This window comes from Paenibacillus sp. MMO-58, assembly GCF_037146255.1.
In the GTDB taxonomy this organism is placed as follows: Bacteria; Bacillota; Bacilli; order Paenibacillales; family Paenibacillaceae; genus Pristimantibacillus.
The window spans coordinates 188,601-203,249 of the sequence record NZ_JBBCVY010000011.1; the positions used below are offsets into that span (position 1 = coordinate 188,601).

Here is a 14,649-nt window from a genome sequence, read left to right on the forward strand (position 1 = left end):
AGGTAACGGGAGTAACGGGGCGTAACGAAACGAGGTAACGTTATTTGGGCCTTTTGAGCGAATCCGTAAGTTTAACGAAACTAGGTAACGTTATTTGGCCTATTTTTGCAGAATAAGCATGGTTTGATGGTAAATAGCGTGTCTGAGTTTCGTTAGATTTGAATAAGCAGCAAATTTAGCGAAACAAGAATATGAGGTTTCGTTAGAAACGGAAAGGCGGTAATGGAGATGGAGAAGCTGGCTACGGCGGCGGGGATCAACAAGGTAGAAGAGAATGGCCTGCATTTGGTGTATGAGGTGCGGGAGAACGGGGATGTGCTGCTGCTTCATTTTGGCGCGCAGCCTTGGGCGGAAGAGTCGATTGCGGCTAAGCAAAAAGACGGCTTCCGCCTGATGGAGCTCCAACTAACCGGCGAGGACCGGGCGGAATATCACGGCCGTACGCACCGCGCTTCGCAGCCGGGACTGCGGATGGTGTATGACGGGTTATCCGATGGCCGGAATGAGTTCGGACGGAAGCTGGTGCTAGGGCTGAAGGATCCGGTTACCGGCGTATCCGCTCTATGGAATGTACAGTTCTATGACGGCGTAGCGGTTGCACGCTGCTGGACGGAGCTTGTGAACGGCGGCAGTGAGGAAGTTGGCGTAGAGTACGTATCTTCCTTCGCTCTAACCGGCTTTGATAAAGACGGCGAAGGCGACCGCGATGACAAGGTAACGTTGACCCTTGCGCATAACGCATGGCAAAGCGAGCTGCAATGGCGGACGTATACGCTGCCGGAGCTAGGCATGTCGCATCTGATCGACCGCGGCTCGAAGCGTCTGGGGTTCAGCAACACCGGCTCTTGGTCGGCGGCTGAGCTTATTCCGATGGCGATTATGTCGAACACGGCTTCGGGCGAAAGCCTGTTCTGGCAGATCGAGCATAACGGCTCTTGGCATTGGGAGCTGACCGACCAGGTGGATCGTCTTACGCTCCTGATCAGCGGACCAACCGAGCATGACAATCACTGGTGGCTGAAGCTGGCCCCAGGCGAGACATTCGTATCGGTGCCGGTTGCAATTGGCGCCGTAGAGGGCGGAGTCGAGGAAGCGGCTGAACAGTTGACCGTGTACCGCCGCCGGATTCGCCGCGAGAATGACGATAACAAGCTGCTGCGCGTTATCTTTAATGATTACATGAACTGCCTGTGGGGTTCGCCGACCACCGAAAAGCTGCTTCCGCTTATTGATGCGGCAGCCGATGTAGGCTGCGAATACTTCTGTATCGATGCGGGCTGGTACGCGCCGGGCGAATGGTGGGATGGCGTAGGGCAGTGGCTGCCGTCGGAAGAGCGCTTCCCGGAAGGGATCAAATACGTGCTGGATTATATCCGCAGCAAAGGCATGATTCCTGGCTTGTGGCTTGAGCTTGAGGTTATGGGCATCAACTCGCCGAAGCTGGCGGATACCGATGACAGCTGGTTCTTCATGCGTCACGGGAAGCGGGTGAAGGACCGCAGCCGCTACCAGTTGGATTACCGTAGTCCCGCAGTTATCGCCCATGCGGATGAGGTCATCCGCCGCTTGGTCGAGGACTACGGCGTAGGCTACATTAAGATGGACTACAACATTAATGCGGGCGTAGGTACGGAGACGGACGCGGATAGCGTAGGCGATGGTCTGCTCCAGCATAACCGTGCTTATCTGGCCTGGCTGGACGGCGTGTTTGCGCGTTATCCGGAGCTTGTGATCGAGAACTGCTCCAGCGGCGGCATGCGGATGGACTATTCGATGCTGAGCCGGTACAGCATTCAATCGACCAGCGACCAGGAAGATTACGTCAAATACGCGTCGATCGCGGCGGGTGCGCCTGCCGTACTGACACCGGAGCAGGCGGCCGTATGGTCGTATCCGCTTCGCGAAGGCGACGATGAGGAAGTTATCTTTAACATGGTTAACGCGCTGCTGCTTCGCGTACACCAGTCCGGCCATTTGGCCGAGCTAAGCCCGCGCCGCCGCGAGTTGGTGAAGGAAGCGCTGGATTATTACAAAACGATCCGCGGAGATATCCGCGAAGCGCTGCCGGTATGGCCGCTTGGCCTGCCGGCGCATGGCGACGACTGGCTGTCGCTGGGCTTGCGCCGCGGCGACAAGCTTTACCTCGCCGTATGGCACATTGGCGGCGAGTCGAGCGAGCTTGCTTTGCCGCTGCCGGAGCTTGGCGGCAAGCCGCTTGCTGCGCGCTGCGCGTACCCGGCAGCCGCAGGCGACACCGGCTGCAGCTGGGACGCCGCAGCAGCTGAGCTGCGCGTGACGCTGCCAAGCCCGCGCACCGCGCGCTTGTTCGAGCTGACGCTGGGCTAAGCCCTGCCAGCTGGGTTTAAAGATTAGGCCACGGGCTATTCCCGTGGCCTTTTGCACGTTCAATAGCTAGTTAGTTGAAGTGCCGCCTTGCGCCTACGTTGCACGGAAGGCAGCATAATGGCGTGTAGCTGCCAAGTAACCAGTTACTTATAGAGCCGCCTTGCGCTTACGTTGCACGGAATGCAGCATAATGGCGTGTAGCTGCCAAGTAACCAGTTACTTATAGAGCCGCCTTGCGCCTACATTGCACGAAATGCAGCATAATGGCGCTCTTAAGCACAGTGGTCCCTAATATCCTGTACAGAGTGCAGGATATTAGCGAAATTTAGACCAAATAGGCTCAAATCAACGTAATATCCTGTATTCCGTGCAACATAATGTGCCCAACCTACTCGTAATGGTCGAATATGCTGCATTTCATGCAACGTATCCCAACCGCCCCGCGCCTACGTTGCACGAAATGCAGCATAATGGGGCATCCGCGCCAAGCAGCTAATTAGTTGAAGCACCACCGTTCGCCTACGTTGCACGAAATGCAGCATAATGGCGCTCTTAAGCACAGTGGTCGCTAATATCCTGTACAGAGTGCAGGATATTAGCGAAATTTGGACCAAATAAGCTCAAATCAACGCAATATCCTGCATTCCGTGCAACATAATGTGCCCAACCTACTCGTAATGGTCGAATATGCTGCATTTCATGCAACGTATCCCAACCACCCCGCACCTACATTGCACGAGATGCAGCATAATGGGGCATCCGCGCCAAGTAGCCAGTTAGTTGAAGCACCACCGTTCACCTACGTTGCACGAAATGCAGCATAATGGCACTCTTAAGCACAGTGGTCGCTAATATCGATGTACAGAGTGCAGGATATTAGCGAAATTTGGACCAAATAAGCTCAAATCAACGCAATATCCTGCATTCCGTGCAACAAAATGTGCCTAACCTACTCGTAATGGTCGAATATGCTGCATTTCATGCAACGTATCCCAACCACCCCGCACCTACATTGCACGAAATGCAGCATACAGGCGCAACGCAGCCGAGTAACCCGAGATATCCTGCATTCTATGCAGGATATCTCGCTCAGCTACCCTGCATTGGGGCTCGGGCAGCATATCCCAATAGGCCAGCCATTGGGGAGAGGAGGAGGGAATGCCGCAATAGGGTGCGTCCCCGCCCAGTAGTAAGTTAGTTTGAAGTACCCTCAATCCATACCTGCTTTAGGTGACGAGGAATCGGTGCGGTTACAGATGCTCAATAGCACGGTCGTTCAGCTCGTAATATCGAATCTGGACTCCACGCTCGATCGGATTCAGCATTCCTTTTGCAGATAGCGACTGCAGTCTTTTGCGTGCGGTGCGGAAGCTGATTCGGAAATGATCGGACAAATCCTTGGGACTAACACGTCCTCCCGCGTGAAAAGCAAACCGAAGAATGTCTCTCTCAGCCGATAGGATGAATAGGCTCCCGACGTTGTGCCGGCCTCGAATCATATGCGTACCGAGAACATGCTTCAGCAGCATGATGCATATCTCCGGACGGTTCTGCACATCGTCGAAGGAGAAGTGAATCATCTTCCACCCCATCCCTGTGAGGAATGTATCTCGATTCAAGGAGTAACTGAATTTCTCACGGTCCATATCTTTCACATGGCTTTGGAAGCCGTCGCACTCGATAGCAAACATGCCTTGTGGGGGTAAATAAGCGAAGTCTATGAATTGCGATTTGCGATTCCAATCATAAACCTCATATTCGGGATGCAAATGCTCGAAGCTGCCGAATAGCGGCCACCACACGTTCTGCAGGAACAGCTTCTCGGCGAAGTTATGCCCTCTGGCCAACCTCCCCCTACGCTCTCCCGATCTTCCTTCCATATGAGTCTCAATAAACCGCCGATGCGCTTCCTCATACTCCTCGTTAACCGTCATACTCCTAACCTCCCCGAAAAATAAAAAAAGAACGCCCCCATACTGCCAATAATGGCTTGGGACGTTCTTCGTCTGAGGTTTAGTGTAGCATAGCTTTTTTGGTAAAAAAAGTCTCATCCTGTGGCTTACAGGATATACTGCCCAAAATGCAGGATATAAGCCCATTTTAGGCATGCTGGGTGAGTTATCCTGCACAGAATGCAGCATATAGCCTCAATTTGCACTTTTCGGGGCTGTATTTCTCCGATATCCTGCATTCCGTGCAGGATATATCGAGCTACTGGGCTGCGTTGCGCCATTATGATGCATTTCGTGCAACGTAGGCGGAGGCATTCAACTAACACTAGCTACTTGGAGGTTACCCGCTGTATGATGCATTTCGTGCAACGTATGCGTATAGTGGCACTCAACTAACACTAGCTACTTGGAGGTTACCCGCTCTATGATGCATCTCGTGCTACGGAGGCAGATGGCGGTATGGCCGCCCCGAAGGGTGACCGAAGCCGTTTTCCCGCCTCATGAAGCGGGTATTGACTAGAACCAGGCAATTATAGCCAACCTAATAAAAAACAGCAGTGCAATCCCCCGAAGGGAATCGACACTGCTGCAGGCTAACGCTCACAACGAATCCTAGTCCAATACCGCTGTAATATGCTCTTTCGTGATGGACCAGTGGGACGCGGACCATACTTTCGCTTTTTTCTCGAGGAAGATGATTTGCGGCGATTCGTGCTTCACCGATGTGTCTTCCGCGATTTGCAGCGATACAGGGCGGGACTCGATCACTTTAACAAGTACATAATCAGCATCTTCGCGCGGGTTGCCCTTCAAATATTCATTGAACTCGCGGTACGCATTCGCGCTTACCGGGCAAGTTGTGCTGTGTTTGAAAATAACGGTTGGACGGTCGCTCGAAGCCTCGAACGTTTCGTTCCAGCCTTCCATAGAATCAATCTCACGGTACTGTGCCATAGGATTATACACTCCTTTTTATTGTAAATAGGTTTTTGATAGATACTTATTTCTGTATTATACCCCCGGATAAGCAAAAAGTCATGCGCGCACAAGCAAGCTTCATGTATAATCAAATGCTGAAAGCAATCGTTAGGAACCTAAACCATTAACTATGTTTACCTCCGGGTATGAAGGAGTGCAGCCATCATGTCGGATCAAACGATCATCCGATTCGAGCAAGTGACGAAGCAATACGACGATCAGACGACCGTCTTAAGCGAAGTCAGCTTCGAGATTGAAAGAGGCAAGTTCTATACGCTGCTTGGCCCGTCGGGCTGCGGCAAAACCACGATCCTTCGGCTGATCGCCGGGTTCATCGAACCGTCCAAGGGTCAGATTTATTTCAACGGCAAGGTTATTAACCGGATTCCGCCGAACGAACGCCAAGTGAACACCGTCTTCCAGGACTACGCGCTGTTCCCTCATCTTAATGTGTTCGAAAATGTCGCTTTTGGCCTTCGCATCAAGAAGCTGAAGAATGCGGCCATCACGGCCAAGGTAAAAGAAGCGCTCCGCTTCGTCAACCTGGAAGGCTACGAGACGCGCAATATCAGCGAGATGTCCGGCGGCCAGCGCCAACGCGTTGCGATTGCTCGCGCTATCGTGAACGAGCCGGAGGTTATCCTGCTGGACGAGCCTCTGTCCGCGCTGGACCTGAAGCTCCGCACCGAGATGCAATACGAGCTGCGCGAGCTGCAGCGCCGTCTTGGCATTACGTTTATCTTCGTCACGCATGACCAGGAAGAGGCTCTTGCGATGTCCGACGAGATCTTTGTCCTGAACCAGGGCAAGATCGAGCAGAGCGGCACGCCTAACGATATTTACGATGAGCCGATTAACCGGTTCGTGGCCGATTTTATCGGGGAATCCAACATTGTGGCCGGCCGCATGAAGCAGGACTTCGAAGTCGAGTTCGCGGGCCGTACGTTCGAATGCGTCGACCAAGGTCTGAATCCGAACGAGCCGGTGGAGATCGTGATTCGTCCGGAGGACCTCGAAATTACGACAACCGAGCTAGGCAAGCTGCAGGTGCGCGTCGATTCCCAGCTGTTCCGCGGCGTTCACTACGAGATCTCCTGCTACGATGAAGCGGGCAACGAATGGCTTGTCCACTCCACGAAAAAAGCAGCCGTAGGCGAACAGATCGGCCTGTACTTTGATCCGGAAGCGATTCACGTCATGCGCTTCGGCGAGACGGAGGAAGAATTCGATAAGCGTCTGGACGCGTACAGCGAGGGTCAAGATGAGAACTAATACGCGTAATTTCTATCTCATTCCGTATCTCCTGTGGATCGCGCTATTCGTTATCACGCCAATCGTGCTTGTCGTGTACTATTCCTTTTTCGACGTAGAAGGGAACTTCACGTTCGGCAATTACGAGAAGTTTTTCACGCCGGTCTATATGAAGATGACGCTCAGCTCGTTCTGGTACGCTTTTCTGATCACCGCGTTCTCGCTTCTAGTTGCTTATCCGGCAGCCTACTTGCTGACGCGAACCAAGCATAAGCAGCTATGGCTGCTGCTGATTATCCTTCCAAGCTGGATTAACCTGCTGCTCAAGGCGTATGCGTTCCTTGGCCTCTTCGGCACCTACGGCGCGGTTAACGGCATGCTGAAGTTCATCGGCATCGGTACGCAGCAAATTTTGTTCACCGACTTCAGCTTTATCTTTGTCTCGGTCTATATTTTTATCCCGTTTATGATCCTGCCGATCTTTAACTCCCTGGAGGAGATGAATCCTTCGCTGGTGTTCGCGGCACGGGATCTTGGGGCATCGCCTTGGACGGCGTTCCGCCGGGTTATCTTCCCGCTGACGCTGAGTGGCGTGAAGTCCGGCTGTCAGGCCGTCTTTATCCCTGCGCTGTCGCTCTTTATGATTACGCGGCTTATCGCGGGCAACCGGGTGATTACGCTCGGTACGGCGATTGAGCAGCATTTTCTCGTGACCCAGGACTGGGGCATGGGCGCTACGATCGCGGTGTTCCTCATTATCGCGATGGCGATTATTATGCTGTTAACGGGCAGCAGAAAGAGAGGGCTGCAGAATGAAAACCGCAAAGCTGTCTAATGTGTATCTGATCGCCGTATTTATCATCCTGTACGCGCCGATCTTCTATCTGATCTTCTATTCGTTCAACAGCGGCGGAGCGATGCGCAACTTCGAAGGCTTTACGCTAGAGTGGTACCAGGAGGTCTTCGCGGATACGCGGCTCCTTATTATCGTGCTGAACACGTTTGTGATCGCGCTGCTGTCGTCGGCCATCTCGGTTATTTTCGGCATTGCGGGCGCGCTTGCCATTCACTATGTAAGAAGACGCCAGCCGAAGAACGCGCTGCTGTCGCTCAACAACGTGCTGATCGTCAGCCCGGATGTCATTATCGGCGCTTCGTTCTTAATCATGTTTACCATTATCGGCATTAAGCTTGGCTTCGTGTCCGTTCTGCTGTCGCATATCGCCTTTAGCGTTCCAATCGTCGTTATTATGATCCTGCCTAGGCTGCAGGAGATGAGCTCCACGCTGATCGACGCGGCCCGCGACCTTGGGGCAAGCAGCTGGCATGTGCTGACGCGCGTTATTATTCCGTTTATCAAGCCGGGCATCTTTGCCGGATTCTTTATGGCGTTAACGTACTCGCTGGACGACTTCGCGGTGACCTTCTTCGTAACGGGCAACGGCTTCTCCACCTTGTCGGTCGAGATCTACTCGCGGGCCCGCCAAGGGATTGCGCTCTCCATCAATGCGCTGTCGACCCTGATCTTCCTGTTCACCATTCTGCTGGTTATCGGCTACTACTTCATCAATCAGCGGAATAGCCGGACTTCGGCACGATCGGAGGGACGGGGATGAAATCTTTAGTTCAGACATTTATCGCCGTACTGATCGTTTCCTTCGGCCTGATGTACCTGACCTCCTACCTCAATTCGAGCGCGGGCTACACGGGCAAGGATACGCTGACGATCTACAACTGGGGCGATTACATCGATCCGGAGCTGCTGGATGAATTCCAGAAGGAGACCGGCATCAAGGTGATTTACCAGACTTTTGATTCGAACGAAGCCATGATGACCAAGATCGAGCAGGGGGGCACGACGTTCGACGTCAGTATCCCTTCGGAATATGCGATTGACAAGATGAAGGAGGAAAATCTTCTCATCCCGCTCGACAAGAGCAAGCTGCCGAATCTGAAATACATCGATCCCAGCTTCCTTAACCTGAGCTTTGATCCGGATAACCAATACTCGATTCCTTACTTCTGGGGAACGGTTGGCATTGTCTATAATCCCGATCTGACCGACCTCAAGTTCCATAGCTGGAATGACCTGTGGGATCCAAGCTTGAAAAATCAGATCCTGCTGCTCGACGGTGCACGCGAGGTTATCGGGATGGGGCTGAATAGCCTTCATTACTCGCTGAACGATACGAATGAAGAGCATCTGCAGGCGGCGAAGGCGAAGCTTAGCACGCTCACTCCGAACGTGAAGGCGATTGTGGGCGACGAGATTAAGCTGCTGCTCGCGAACGAAGAGGCGGCGGTGGGGCTTGTATGGTCCGGCGACGCATCGGAGATCATGAGCGAGAACGAGAAGCTCGACTACGTTGTGCCGGAGGAAGGCTCAAACCTGTGGTTCGATAACATGGTTATTCCGAAGACGGCGAAGAACATCGATGGAGCGCACAAGTTCATCAACTTCATGCTCGATCCGGAGCATGCGGCGCAGAATGCCGAGTATGTCGGCTACTCCACGCCTAACGCCAAGGCGCTTGAATATTTGCCGGAGGAAATCTCGGGCGACAAGCGCTTCTACCCAGGCAAAGAGCTGACGGAAAAGCTTGAAGTCTATAAGAATCTCGGTAAAAAAATGCTCGTACACTATAACGAGTTATTTCTAGAATTCAAGATGCATCGAAAGTAAAGTTTTACATTTATTGTCATAACCGTGTTATCGACCGATGAGAGTCTCTTGGAATAGGACCTCTGCGGGCAGATGGCACGGTTTTTATTTTGTCGAATGGGAGGAGGAAATTCAATTTCCAGCGTTAAATATCGACTGAAAACGCTACCATAATGGGAAAATATCCCGTGAAACTAGGTCGATAAGATCATTTTTTGTCGAAAACTAGGAAATATTGCGAAAGTGCTGATTCCCCAGTTCTATTCTGCTATAATGGGCATCAAGTATTTTCCTAGGTACATTTTAACAATAGGCAACAGATAGGCACAGATTTCCCGAGGATCCCTATGGCGGAATGGACCATTACTGGAATCCAATTAACAGAAATGGATAACGAATTGGCAATCAACTAGAGGTAGAGCGCTCGATCTAGTCGGTGTGTCACGTTATTACGTGTCTATAAATACCAATTTATGGTATAGGAAGTAGAGAAGTTACATACTGTCACACTATTAAACTACGAGGTGAATGTAAGAAATGACGATTAAAAAGAAGCTTATCGTATCCACAATCGCAGCAAGCATGGCGGCAACAGCATTCGCGGGAATTCCGCTGAGCAACAAAGGACTGGCAGAAAAACTAGGATTTAATAATACGGCTTACGCGGCTGCGGCATTCCCAAGCACGGGTATCGTCGATTATGCGAACAAACTTCGCGCGGCGCTTGTGGCAACAAGTGGTCTGAAGGCTGTACAAGATTTGCGTACAGCGATCCAAGCTCTGAGCAAGGATGATCTGAAATCTATTGCAAGCCCGATTACAAGCAAAGTAACAACGAAGCTTGGTACATCCTTCGATGAGAATGCGCTTGCTGATCTCGTTTCCGATGTGATCTCGATTACTTACGATCCGAACCTGACTGAATTAGAAAGAATCCGTAATACCGATGAATACCGTGCGGTTCTGGCTCAACTGGCTGTAGGCGCTGGTTTCACTCCACAGCAAGTAGATGACGTAACCGTCGACCAAGTGGCCCAGTATTTCTTCACTCTGCAAGAAAAGTTAGCCGGAATCCTGAAGAACCTGCCTACTGAACAGCTAATTGCGGCACTGAATGATCCTGTTAAGAGAGATGCTCTCATTCAACAAGCTCTCGAAGCTTTGTCCGCTGAGAAGCTGGTTGTTCAAAACATCTTTGATGCTTACGGCATTACGACGGCCGACCTGAAAAGCGTTGTATCGAACGCTCAAGGAAAAGTAGATAGCACAGTGGTTCTTAAAGCTGCTACAGCTCTGTATGGCGCTTACCTGAAAATGAACGAAACGACTTCCCCTGGCGGTGGCGGCGTTATCGGCGGCGGAGATACAGGTACAGGTACGGTTGAGATTCCGAAAGCTGTTACGGATCTCATCGACGACATCAAGAAAAAGCTTGCAAATGCAACAGATGCTGAGAAAGCAGCTATCCTTGCGGCAGCGGTTCAACAAGCAACTGCGCTCGTAACAAAGCTGTCGACCTTTGATCTGTCCGGCGACGTGAAAGTAACGAACGGTCAAGCTGCCGTTCAAGTCAGTGGTTCGTCCGTATTGTCCGCTATCGCGGGTATCGGCGAGATCCTGAAGAACGTGAAAGCACTGGCTCCTGGCGTTACGGTTCCGGCACCTGTTCTGAACCTTAACCTGGGCAATGTTGCGCAAAACGATGTGAAGATCGGCCTGAACAATGCCGTTATCCAAGAAGCAATCAAAGCAGGCCTTGGCGGAATCAACCTGACGGTTAACGGCCTGAGCGCAGTTCTTCCGGTTGGCGGACAGTTCAATGGTGCAGTTGACTTCAACATCAACAAATCGAAAGCTGATTCCTCGACAACTGGCGAATTGAAAGCCGCTTCCGATGTATACAGCTTTGGTCTGACGATTGGCGGTCAATCGGTTACTTCGTTCGCGCAGCCCGTTACGGTTGCTATTCCGCTTGGTAACGTTGACGGCGTGGACAAAGAGCTTCTGTCCCTCGCGAAGATCGTTGACGGAAAGCTTATTTTCCAAGGCGGTACGGTTCAAGGCAACCTGATTGTTGAGCATCGCGATACGTTCTCCCAATATGTAGTTGTTGAGAACAAAGTAAGCTTCACGGACATCGCTTCCGTAGAGTCGTGGGCTGGCCGTGCAATTGAAGTAATCGCAGCGAAAGGCGCAATCGAAGGCAAGAAAGCCGGCGTATTTGCTCCAAAAGATAACGTAACGCGCGCAGAGTTCGCGAAAATGCTGACTCGCGCTCTTGATATCGATAACAGCTCTGCAAAAGAAGATTTTGCAGACGTGAAGGATACGGACTGGTCCGCACCTTATATCGGTGCAGCGGCTAAGCTTGGCATTATCCAAGGCCGTTCGGCTACCAAGTTCGACCCTAACGCTCAAATCACTCGTGCAGAGATGGCAACAATGATCGCTCGCGCACTGAAAGTAACGAAAGGTGCTCAAGACGTAACTGACGTGACTGCAGCACTGGCAAGCTTCAAGGATGCTAGCTCGATCAGCGCTTCCTTGAAAGCTGGCGTAGCGTTCGCTTCCAAGAACGGTATCGTAATCGGCAACAATGGCAAGTTCTCGCCTAATGCTTCCGCAACACGCGCAGAAGCTGCGGTTATGATCTACCGTGCAGTAAACTTTAAGTAATAAATAGGACTTAAGACCTTCCTCTCAGATGCAGCAGTTGGGAGGAAGGTATTTTTTCGCGAAATTATAGAAAAAGTTGGTTTCTTTACAAAATTTGTCTACAAAGATTAGGACTAACGTATTACAATCATCATAGGCAACTAGGCAATCAGGAGGAGGCTAATAGTGTCCGAGGAACTAGATTTAAGAGAGTACTTCCTTATCGTGAGGAAGAGATTGTTGCTTATCGTTATTTTTGTATTGGTATGTACTGTTGCATCGGGTGTGTACACCAAGATGTTCAAGGATCCCATCTATGAGGCATCAACCAAAATCGTCGTGAACCGCACGAATGAGTCGCTAGCCGTGGGAGCACTGGACATCAACGCCATTAATTCCAACATCAAGATGATCGAAACCTATAAAGAAGTCATTAAGACGCCTGCTATTCTTGGCAAGGTTGCAGAGAAGTACCCGCAGTTGGGCCTATCGGTGAAGGAACTGACGAAGATGATTAAAGTCAGCTCCGTGAACGATACACAGGTTATGACACTAGCGGTACAGGACGTATCGTACCAACAGGCGGCAAAGGTTGTTAATGCAATTTCCCTTGTGTTCCAACAAGAGATCCCAAACATCTTCCAGGTCGAGAACGTATCCATCCTGAATGAAGCACCGCTGGATGACCAGCCTGCACCGGTATCGCCGAATGTGACGCTGAACATTATTATCGCTTTTGTTGTGTCCCTTATGATCGCAGTTGGCATTGCTTTCCTGCTGGAATACATGGATGACACGATCAAGACGGAAGCCGATGTAGAGCGTTATCTGGGTCAGCCAACTTTGGCTATGGTTGCAAGAGTGGAAGCAAGCGAATTCCAGACCGGATCTTCACGGGCAGAGAACAGACAGAAGGCAGGAGGGCTGGAGAATGTCACAATCGGAGAATAGACGCCGCCTGATTAGCGTCGCCAACCCGCGTTCGCCGGTATCGGAGACGTATCGTACGCTTCGGACGAATATCGAATTCGCTGCCATCGATTCTGCCTTACAGGTCATTATGGTATCCTCTGCAGGACCAGGTGAAGGGAAATCTACCACCATTGCCAATCTGGCCGTAACGTTCAGCCAATCGGATCGCAAGGTTGTCCTGATTGATGCCGATATGCGTAAGCCAACGGCTCATAAGACGTTCCAGATCTCGAACCGGTTCGGCTTATCGTCCGTCATCTCGCAGCAGAGCACCTTGCAAGAGGTTATTCAAACGACGGATGTTCCGAATCTGGACGTGATTACAGCTGGACCGATTCCTCCGAATCCGGCAGAGATGCTGGCGTCGAAACGGATGACGGCCCTGCTCGATGAGCTCCGCACGATGTACGACATCGTCCTGGTGGACACGCCGCCGCTGCTCGCTGTAACGGATGCGCAGATTGTGGCTACGAAGAGTGACGGGGTTGTCCTTGTTGTTGATCAAGGCCGGGTGAAGCGCCAGTTCGCGCAGAAGGCGATTCAGAATCTGCAGAATGTCAATGCCCGCATTCTTGGCGTTGTGCTGAATAATGTGAAGCGCCGGTCGAATGAAGAGGCTTACTACTACTACTATAGTGCTGATGTGAAGTAGGGAGAGCGGCTACAACCACCGCTCAAGGTCAAGTCTGCTGCACCTTTATCACTGCAGGCACTCGATCACGCTGTGGGTTTAGTAACAAACCTTAGGCATTATTGCCAAGGGTGTGATGTGAGGAGGGGTTAAATGCCCCTATTTTAAATAACTAAATGTTCGAGCTATGTTTTTCTGCTGAAGGAAGACATAGCTCGTATATTTATACCCACCATTTATCCAATATCCACCACATACATAGACAAAATAGAGAGAGAAAAGAAAGAAAAGAGAGGGAACAAAACATGACGAAAGTGAAAAAGGCTATTATTCCGGCCGCAGGCCTCGGAACTAGGTTCCTGCCCGCGACCAAAGCCATGCCGAAGGAAATGCTTCCGATTGTAGACAAACCCACGATTCAGTACATCGTGGAAGAAGCTGTTGCCTCGGGAATCGAGGACATTATTATCGTCACCGGCAAGGGCAAACGCGCAATCGAAGACCATTTCGACAGCGCCTTTGAGCTTGAGCACAATCTGATGGAGAAGGGCAAGCTTAAGCTGCTGGATGAAGTACAGAAGTCTTCCAGGGTGGATATTCATTATATCCGCCAGAAGGAAGCTAAGGGTCTGGGGCATGCCGTATGGTGTGCGCGTAACTTTATCGGAGACGAACCGTTTGCCGTGCTTCTTGGGGATGACATTGTCGACTCCGAGGTTCCATGTACACGGCAGCTGATGGACCAGTTCGAACAAACGGGCCGGTCGGTTATTGGCGTGAAGCCAGTTCCAATGAATGAGACAGAGCGTTATGGCATCGTGGAATACAGCGAGAAGAACGGGTTGTTAAGTCTGGTTGACCGTTTTATCGAGAAACCGGCTCCAGGTACAACTGAGTCAAATCTTGCTATTATGGGCCGTTATGTACTTACCCCAGATATTTTCAAGTTCCTGTCCAAGCAGGAGAAGGGCGCCGGCGGTGAGATTCAATTGACAGATGCGATCCAGAAGCTGAATGAATCCCAAGGCGTATATGCCTATGAATTTGAAGGCAGACGCTTCGATGTGGGCGAGAAGCTGGGTTTTATTACAACAACGCTAGATTATGCCCTGCGGAATGAATCGCTTAAAGGACCATTGCTGGAAGCCATGAAGGAAATTTTAGAGCGCGAGCTTATCCATAAAACCAATTAAACGGGGGGA

The 14,649-nt window shown here is 51.2% G+C and carries 11 protein-coding genes; 9 read left to right on the forward strand and 2 right to left on the reverse strand.

The annotated features are described in order from the left end of the window. The first annotated feature begins 228 nt into the window (after positions 1 to 228). Entirely contained in the window at positions 229 to 2,346 is a 2,118-nt protein-coding gene (locus WFJ73_RS26835) for a glycoside hydrolase family 36 protein (RefSeq protein ID WP_336776008.1), read from the forward strand. A 1,250-nt stretch (positions 2,347 to 3,596) separates the two neighbouring features. Here the strand turns inward: WFJ73_RS26835 and WFJ73_RS26840 are convergent. Both WFJ73_RS26840 and ytxJ read right to left on the reverse strand, forming a co-directional pair. Beyond that, complete coding sequence (locus tag WFJ73_RS26840) at positions 3,597 to 4,280, reverse strand: HTH domain-containing protein (RefSeq protein WP_336776009.1); 684 nt, start codon at positions 4,278 to 4,280, stop codon at positions 3,597 to 3,599. Positions 4,281 to 4,910: 630 nt separating this feature from the next. Continuing rightward, the gene (gene ytxJ, locus WFJ73_RS26845; RefSeq protein WP_336776010.1) at positions 4,911 to 5,252 is read right to left on the reverse strand and encodes a bacillithiol system redox-active protein YtxJ; all 342 of its coding nucleotides are present in this window, start codon (positions 5,250 to 5,252) and stop codon (positions 4,911 to 4,913) included. Positions 5,253 to 5,441: 189 nt separating this feature from the next. Between ytxJ and WFJ73_RS26850 the strand changes: the two genes are divergently transcribed. The 8 genes from WFJ73_RS26850 to galU all read left to right on the forward strand — a co-directional run bounded on the left by WFJ73_RS26850 (position 5,442) and on the right by galU (position 14,640). Next, entirely contained in the window at positions 5,442 to 6,548 is a 1,107-nt protein-coding gene (locus tag WFJ73_RS26850) for an ABC transporter ATP-binding protein (protein ID WP_336776011.1), read from the forward strand. After that, positions 6,538 to 7,362: an ABC transporter permease gene (locus WFJ73_RS26855; protein ID WP_336776012.1), complete on the forward strand. Its 825-nt coding sequence runs from the start codon at positions 6,538 to 6,540 to the stop codon at positions 7,360 to 7,362. The genes WFJ73_RS26850 and WFJ73_RS26855 overlap by 11 nt, the downstream gene beginning before the upstream one ends. After that, positions 7,340 to 8,143 (forward strand): ABC transporter permease, encoded by an 804-nt coding sequence (locus WFJ73_RS26860; RefSeq protein ID WP_201007479.1) that lies wholly within the window; start codon positions 7,340 to 7,342, stop codon positions 8,141 to 8,143. The genes WFJ73_RS26855 and WFJ73_RS26860 overlap by 23 nt, the downstream gene beginning before the upstream one ends. Further along, positions 8,140 to 9,210: an ABC transporter substrate-binding protein gene (locus WFJ73_RS26865; protein ID WP_336776013.1), complete on the forward strand. Its 1,071-nt coding sequence runs from the start codon at positions 8,140 to 8,142 to the stop codon at positions 9,208 to 9,210. The genes WFJ73_RS26860 and WFJ73_RS26865 overlap by 4 nt, the downstream gene beginning before the upstream one ends. A gap of 516 nt (positions 9,211 to 9,726) precedes the next feature. Then, positions 9,727 to 11,865, forward strand: coding sequence for an S-layer homology domain-containing protein (locus WFJ73_RS26870; RefSeq protein WP_336776014.1), 2,139 nt, complete (start codon positions 9,727 to 9,729; stop codon positions 11,863 to 11,865). A 165-nt stretch (positions 11,866 to 12,030) separates the two neighbouring features. Next, positions 12,031 to 12,795 (forward strand): YveK family protein, encoded by a 765-nt coding sequence (locus WFJ73_RS26875; RefSeq protein ID WP_336776015.1) that lies wholly within the window; start codon positions 12,031 to 12,033, stop codon positions 12,793 to 12,795. Beyond that, positions 12,776 to 13,468, forward strand: coding sequence for a CpsD/CapB family tyrosine-protein kinase (locus tag WFJ73_RS26880; RefSeq protein ID WP_336776016.1), 693 nt, complete (start codon positions 12,776 to 12,778; stop codon positions 13,466 to 13,468). Before WFJ73_RS26875 ends, WFJ73_RS26880 begins: the two co-directional genes overlap by 20 nt. A 284-nt stretch (positions 13,469 to 13,752) precedes the next feature. Next, complete coding sequence (gene galU / locus WFJ73_RS26885) at positions 13,753 to 14,640, forward strand: UTP--glucose-1-phosphate uridylyltransferase GalU (protein WP_336776017.1); 888 nt, start codon at positions 13,753 to 13,755, stop codon at positions 14,638 to 14,640. Positions 14,641 to 14,649: the final 9 nt, after the last annotated feature.

Bases quoted from the DNA above. Each gene is read 5' to 3' on its own strand.
- WFJ73_RS26835 (WP_336776008.1), top strand. From the start codon at position 229: ATGGAGAAGCTGGCTACGGCGGCGGGGATCAACAAGGTAGAAGAGAAT.
- WFJ73_RS26840 (WP_336776009.1), bottom strand. From the start codon at position 4,280: ATGACGGTTAACGAGGAGTATGAGGAAGCGCATCGGCGGTTTATTGAG.
- ytxJ (WP_336776010.1), bottom strand. From the start codon at position 5,252: ATGGCACAGTACCGTGAGATTGATTCTATGGAAGGCTGGAACGAAACG.
- WFJ73_RS26850 (WP_336776011.1), top strand. From the start codon at position 5,442: ATGTCGGATCAAACGATCATCCGATTCGAGCAAGTGACGAAGCAATAC.
- WFJ73_RS26855 (WP_336776012.1), top strand. From the start codon at position 6,538: ATGAGAACTAATACGCGTAATTTCTATCTCATTCCGTATCTCCTGTGG.
- WFJ73_RS26860 (WP_201007479.1), top strand. From the start codon at position 7,340: ATGAAAACCGCAAAGCTGTCTAATGTGTATCTGATCGCCGTATTTATC.
- WFJ73_RS26865 (WP_336776013.1), top strand. From the start codon at position 8,140: ATGAAATCTTTAGTTCAGACATTTATCGCCGTACTGATCGTTTCCTTC.
- WFJ73_RS26870 (WP_336776014.1), top strand. From the start codon at position 9,727: ATGACGATTAAAAAGAAGCTTATCGTATCCACAATCGCAGCAAGCATG.
- WFJ73_RS26880 (WP_336776016.1), top strand. From the start codon at position 12,776: ATGTCACAATCGGAGAATAGACGCCGCCTGATTAGCGTCGCCAACCCG.
- galU (WP_336776017.1), top strand. From the start codon at position 13,753: ATGACGAAAGTGAAAAAGGCTATTATTCCGGCCGCAGGCCTCGGAACT.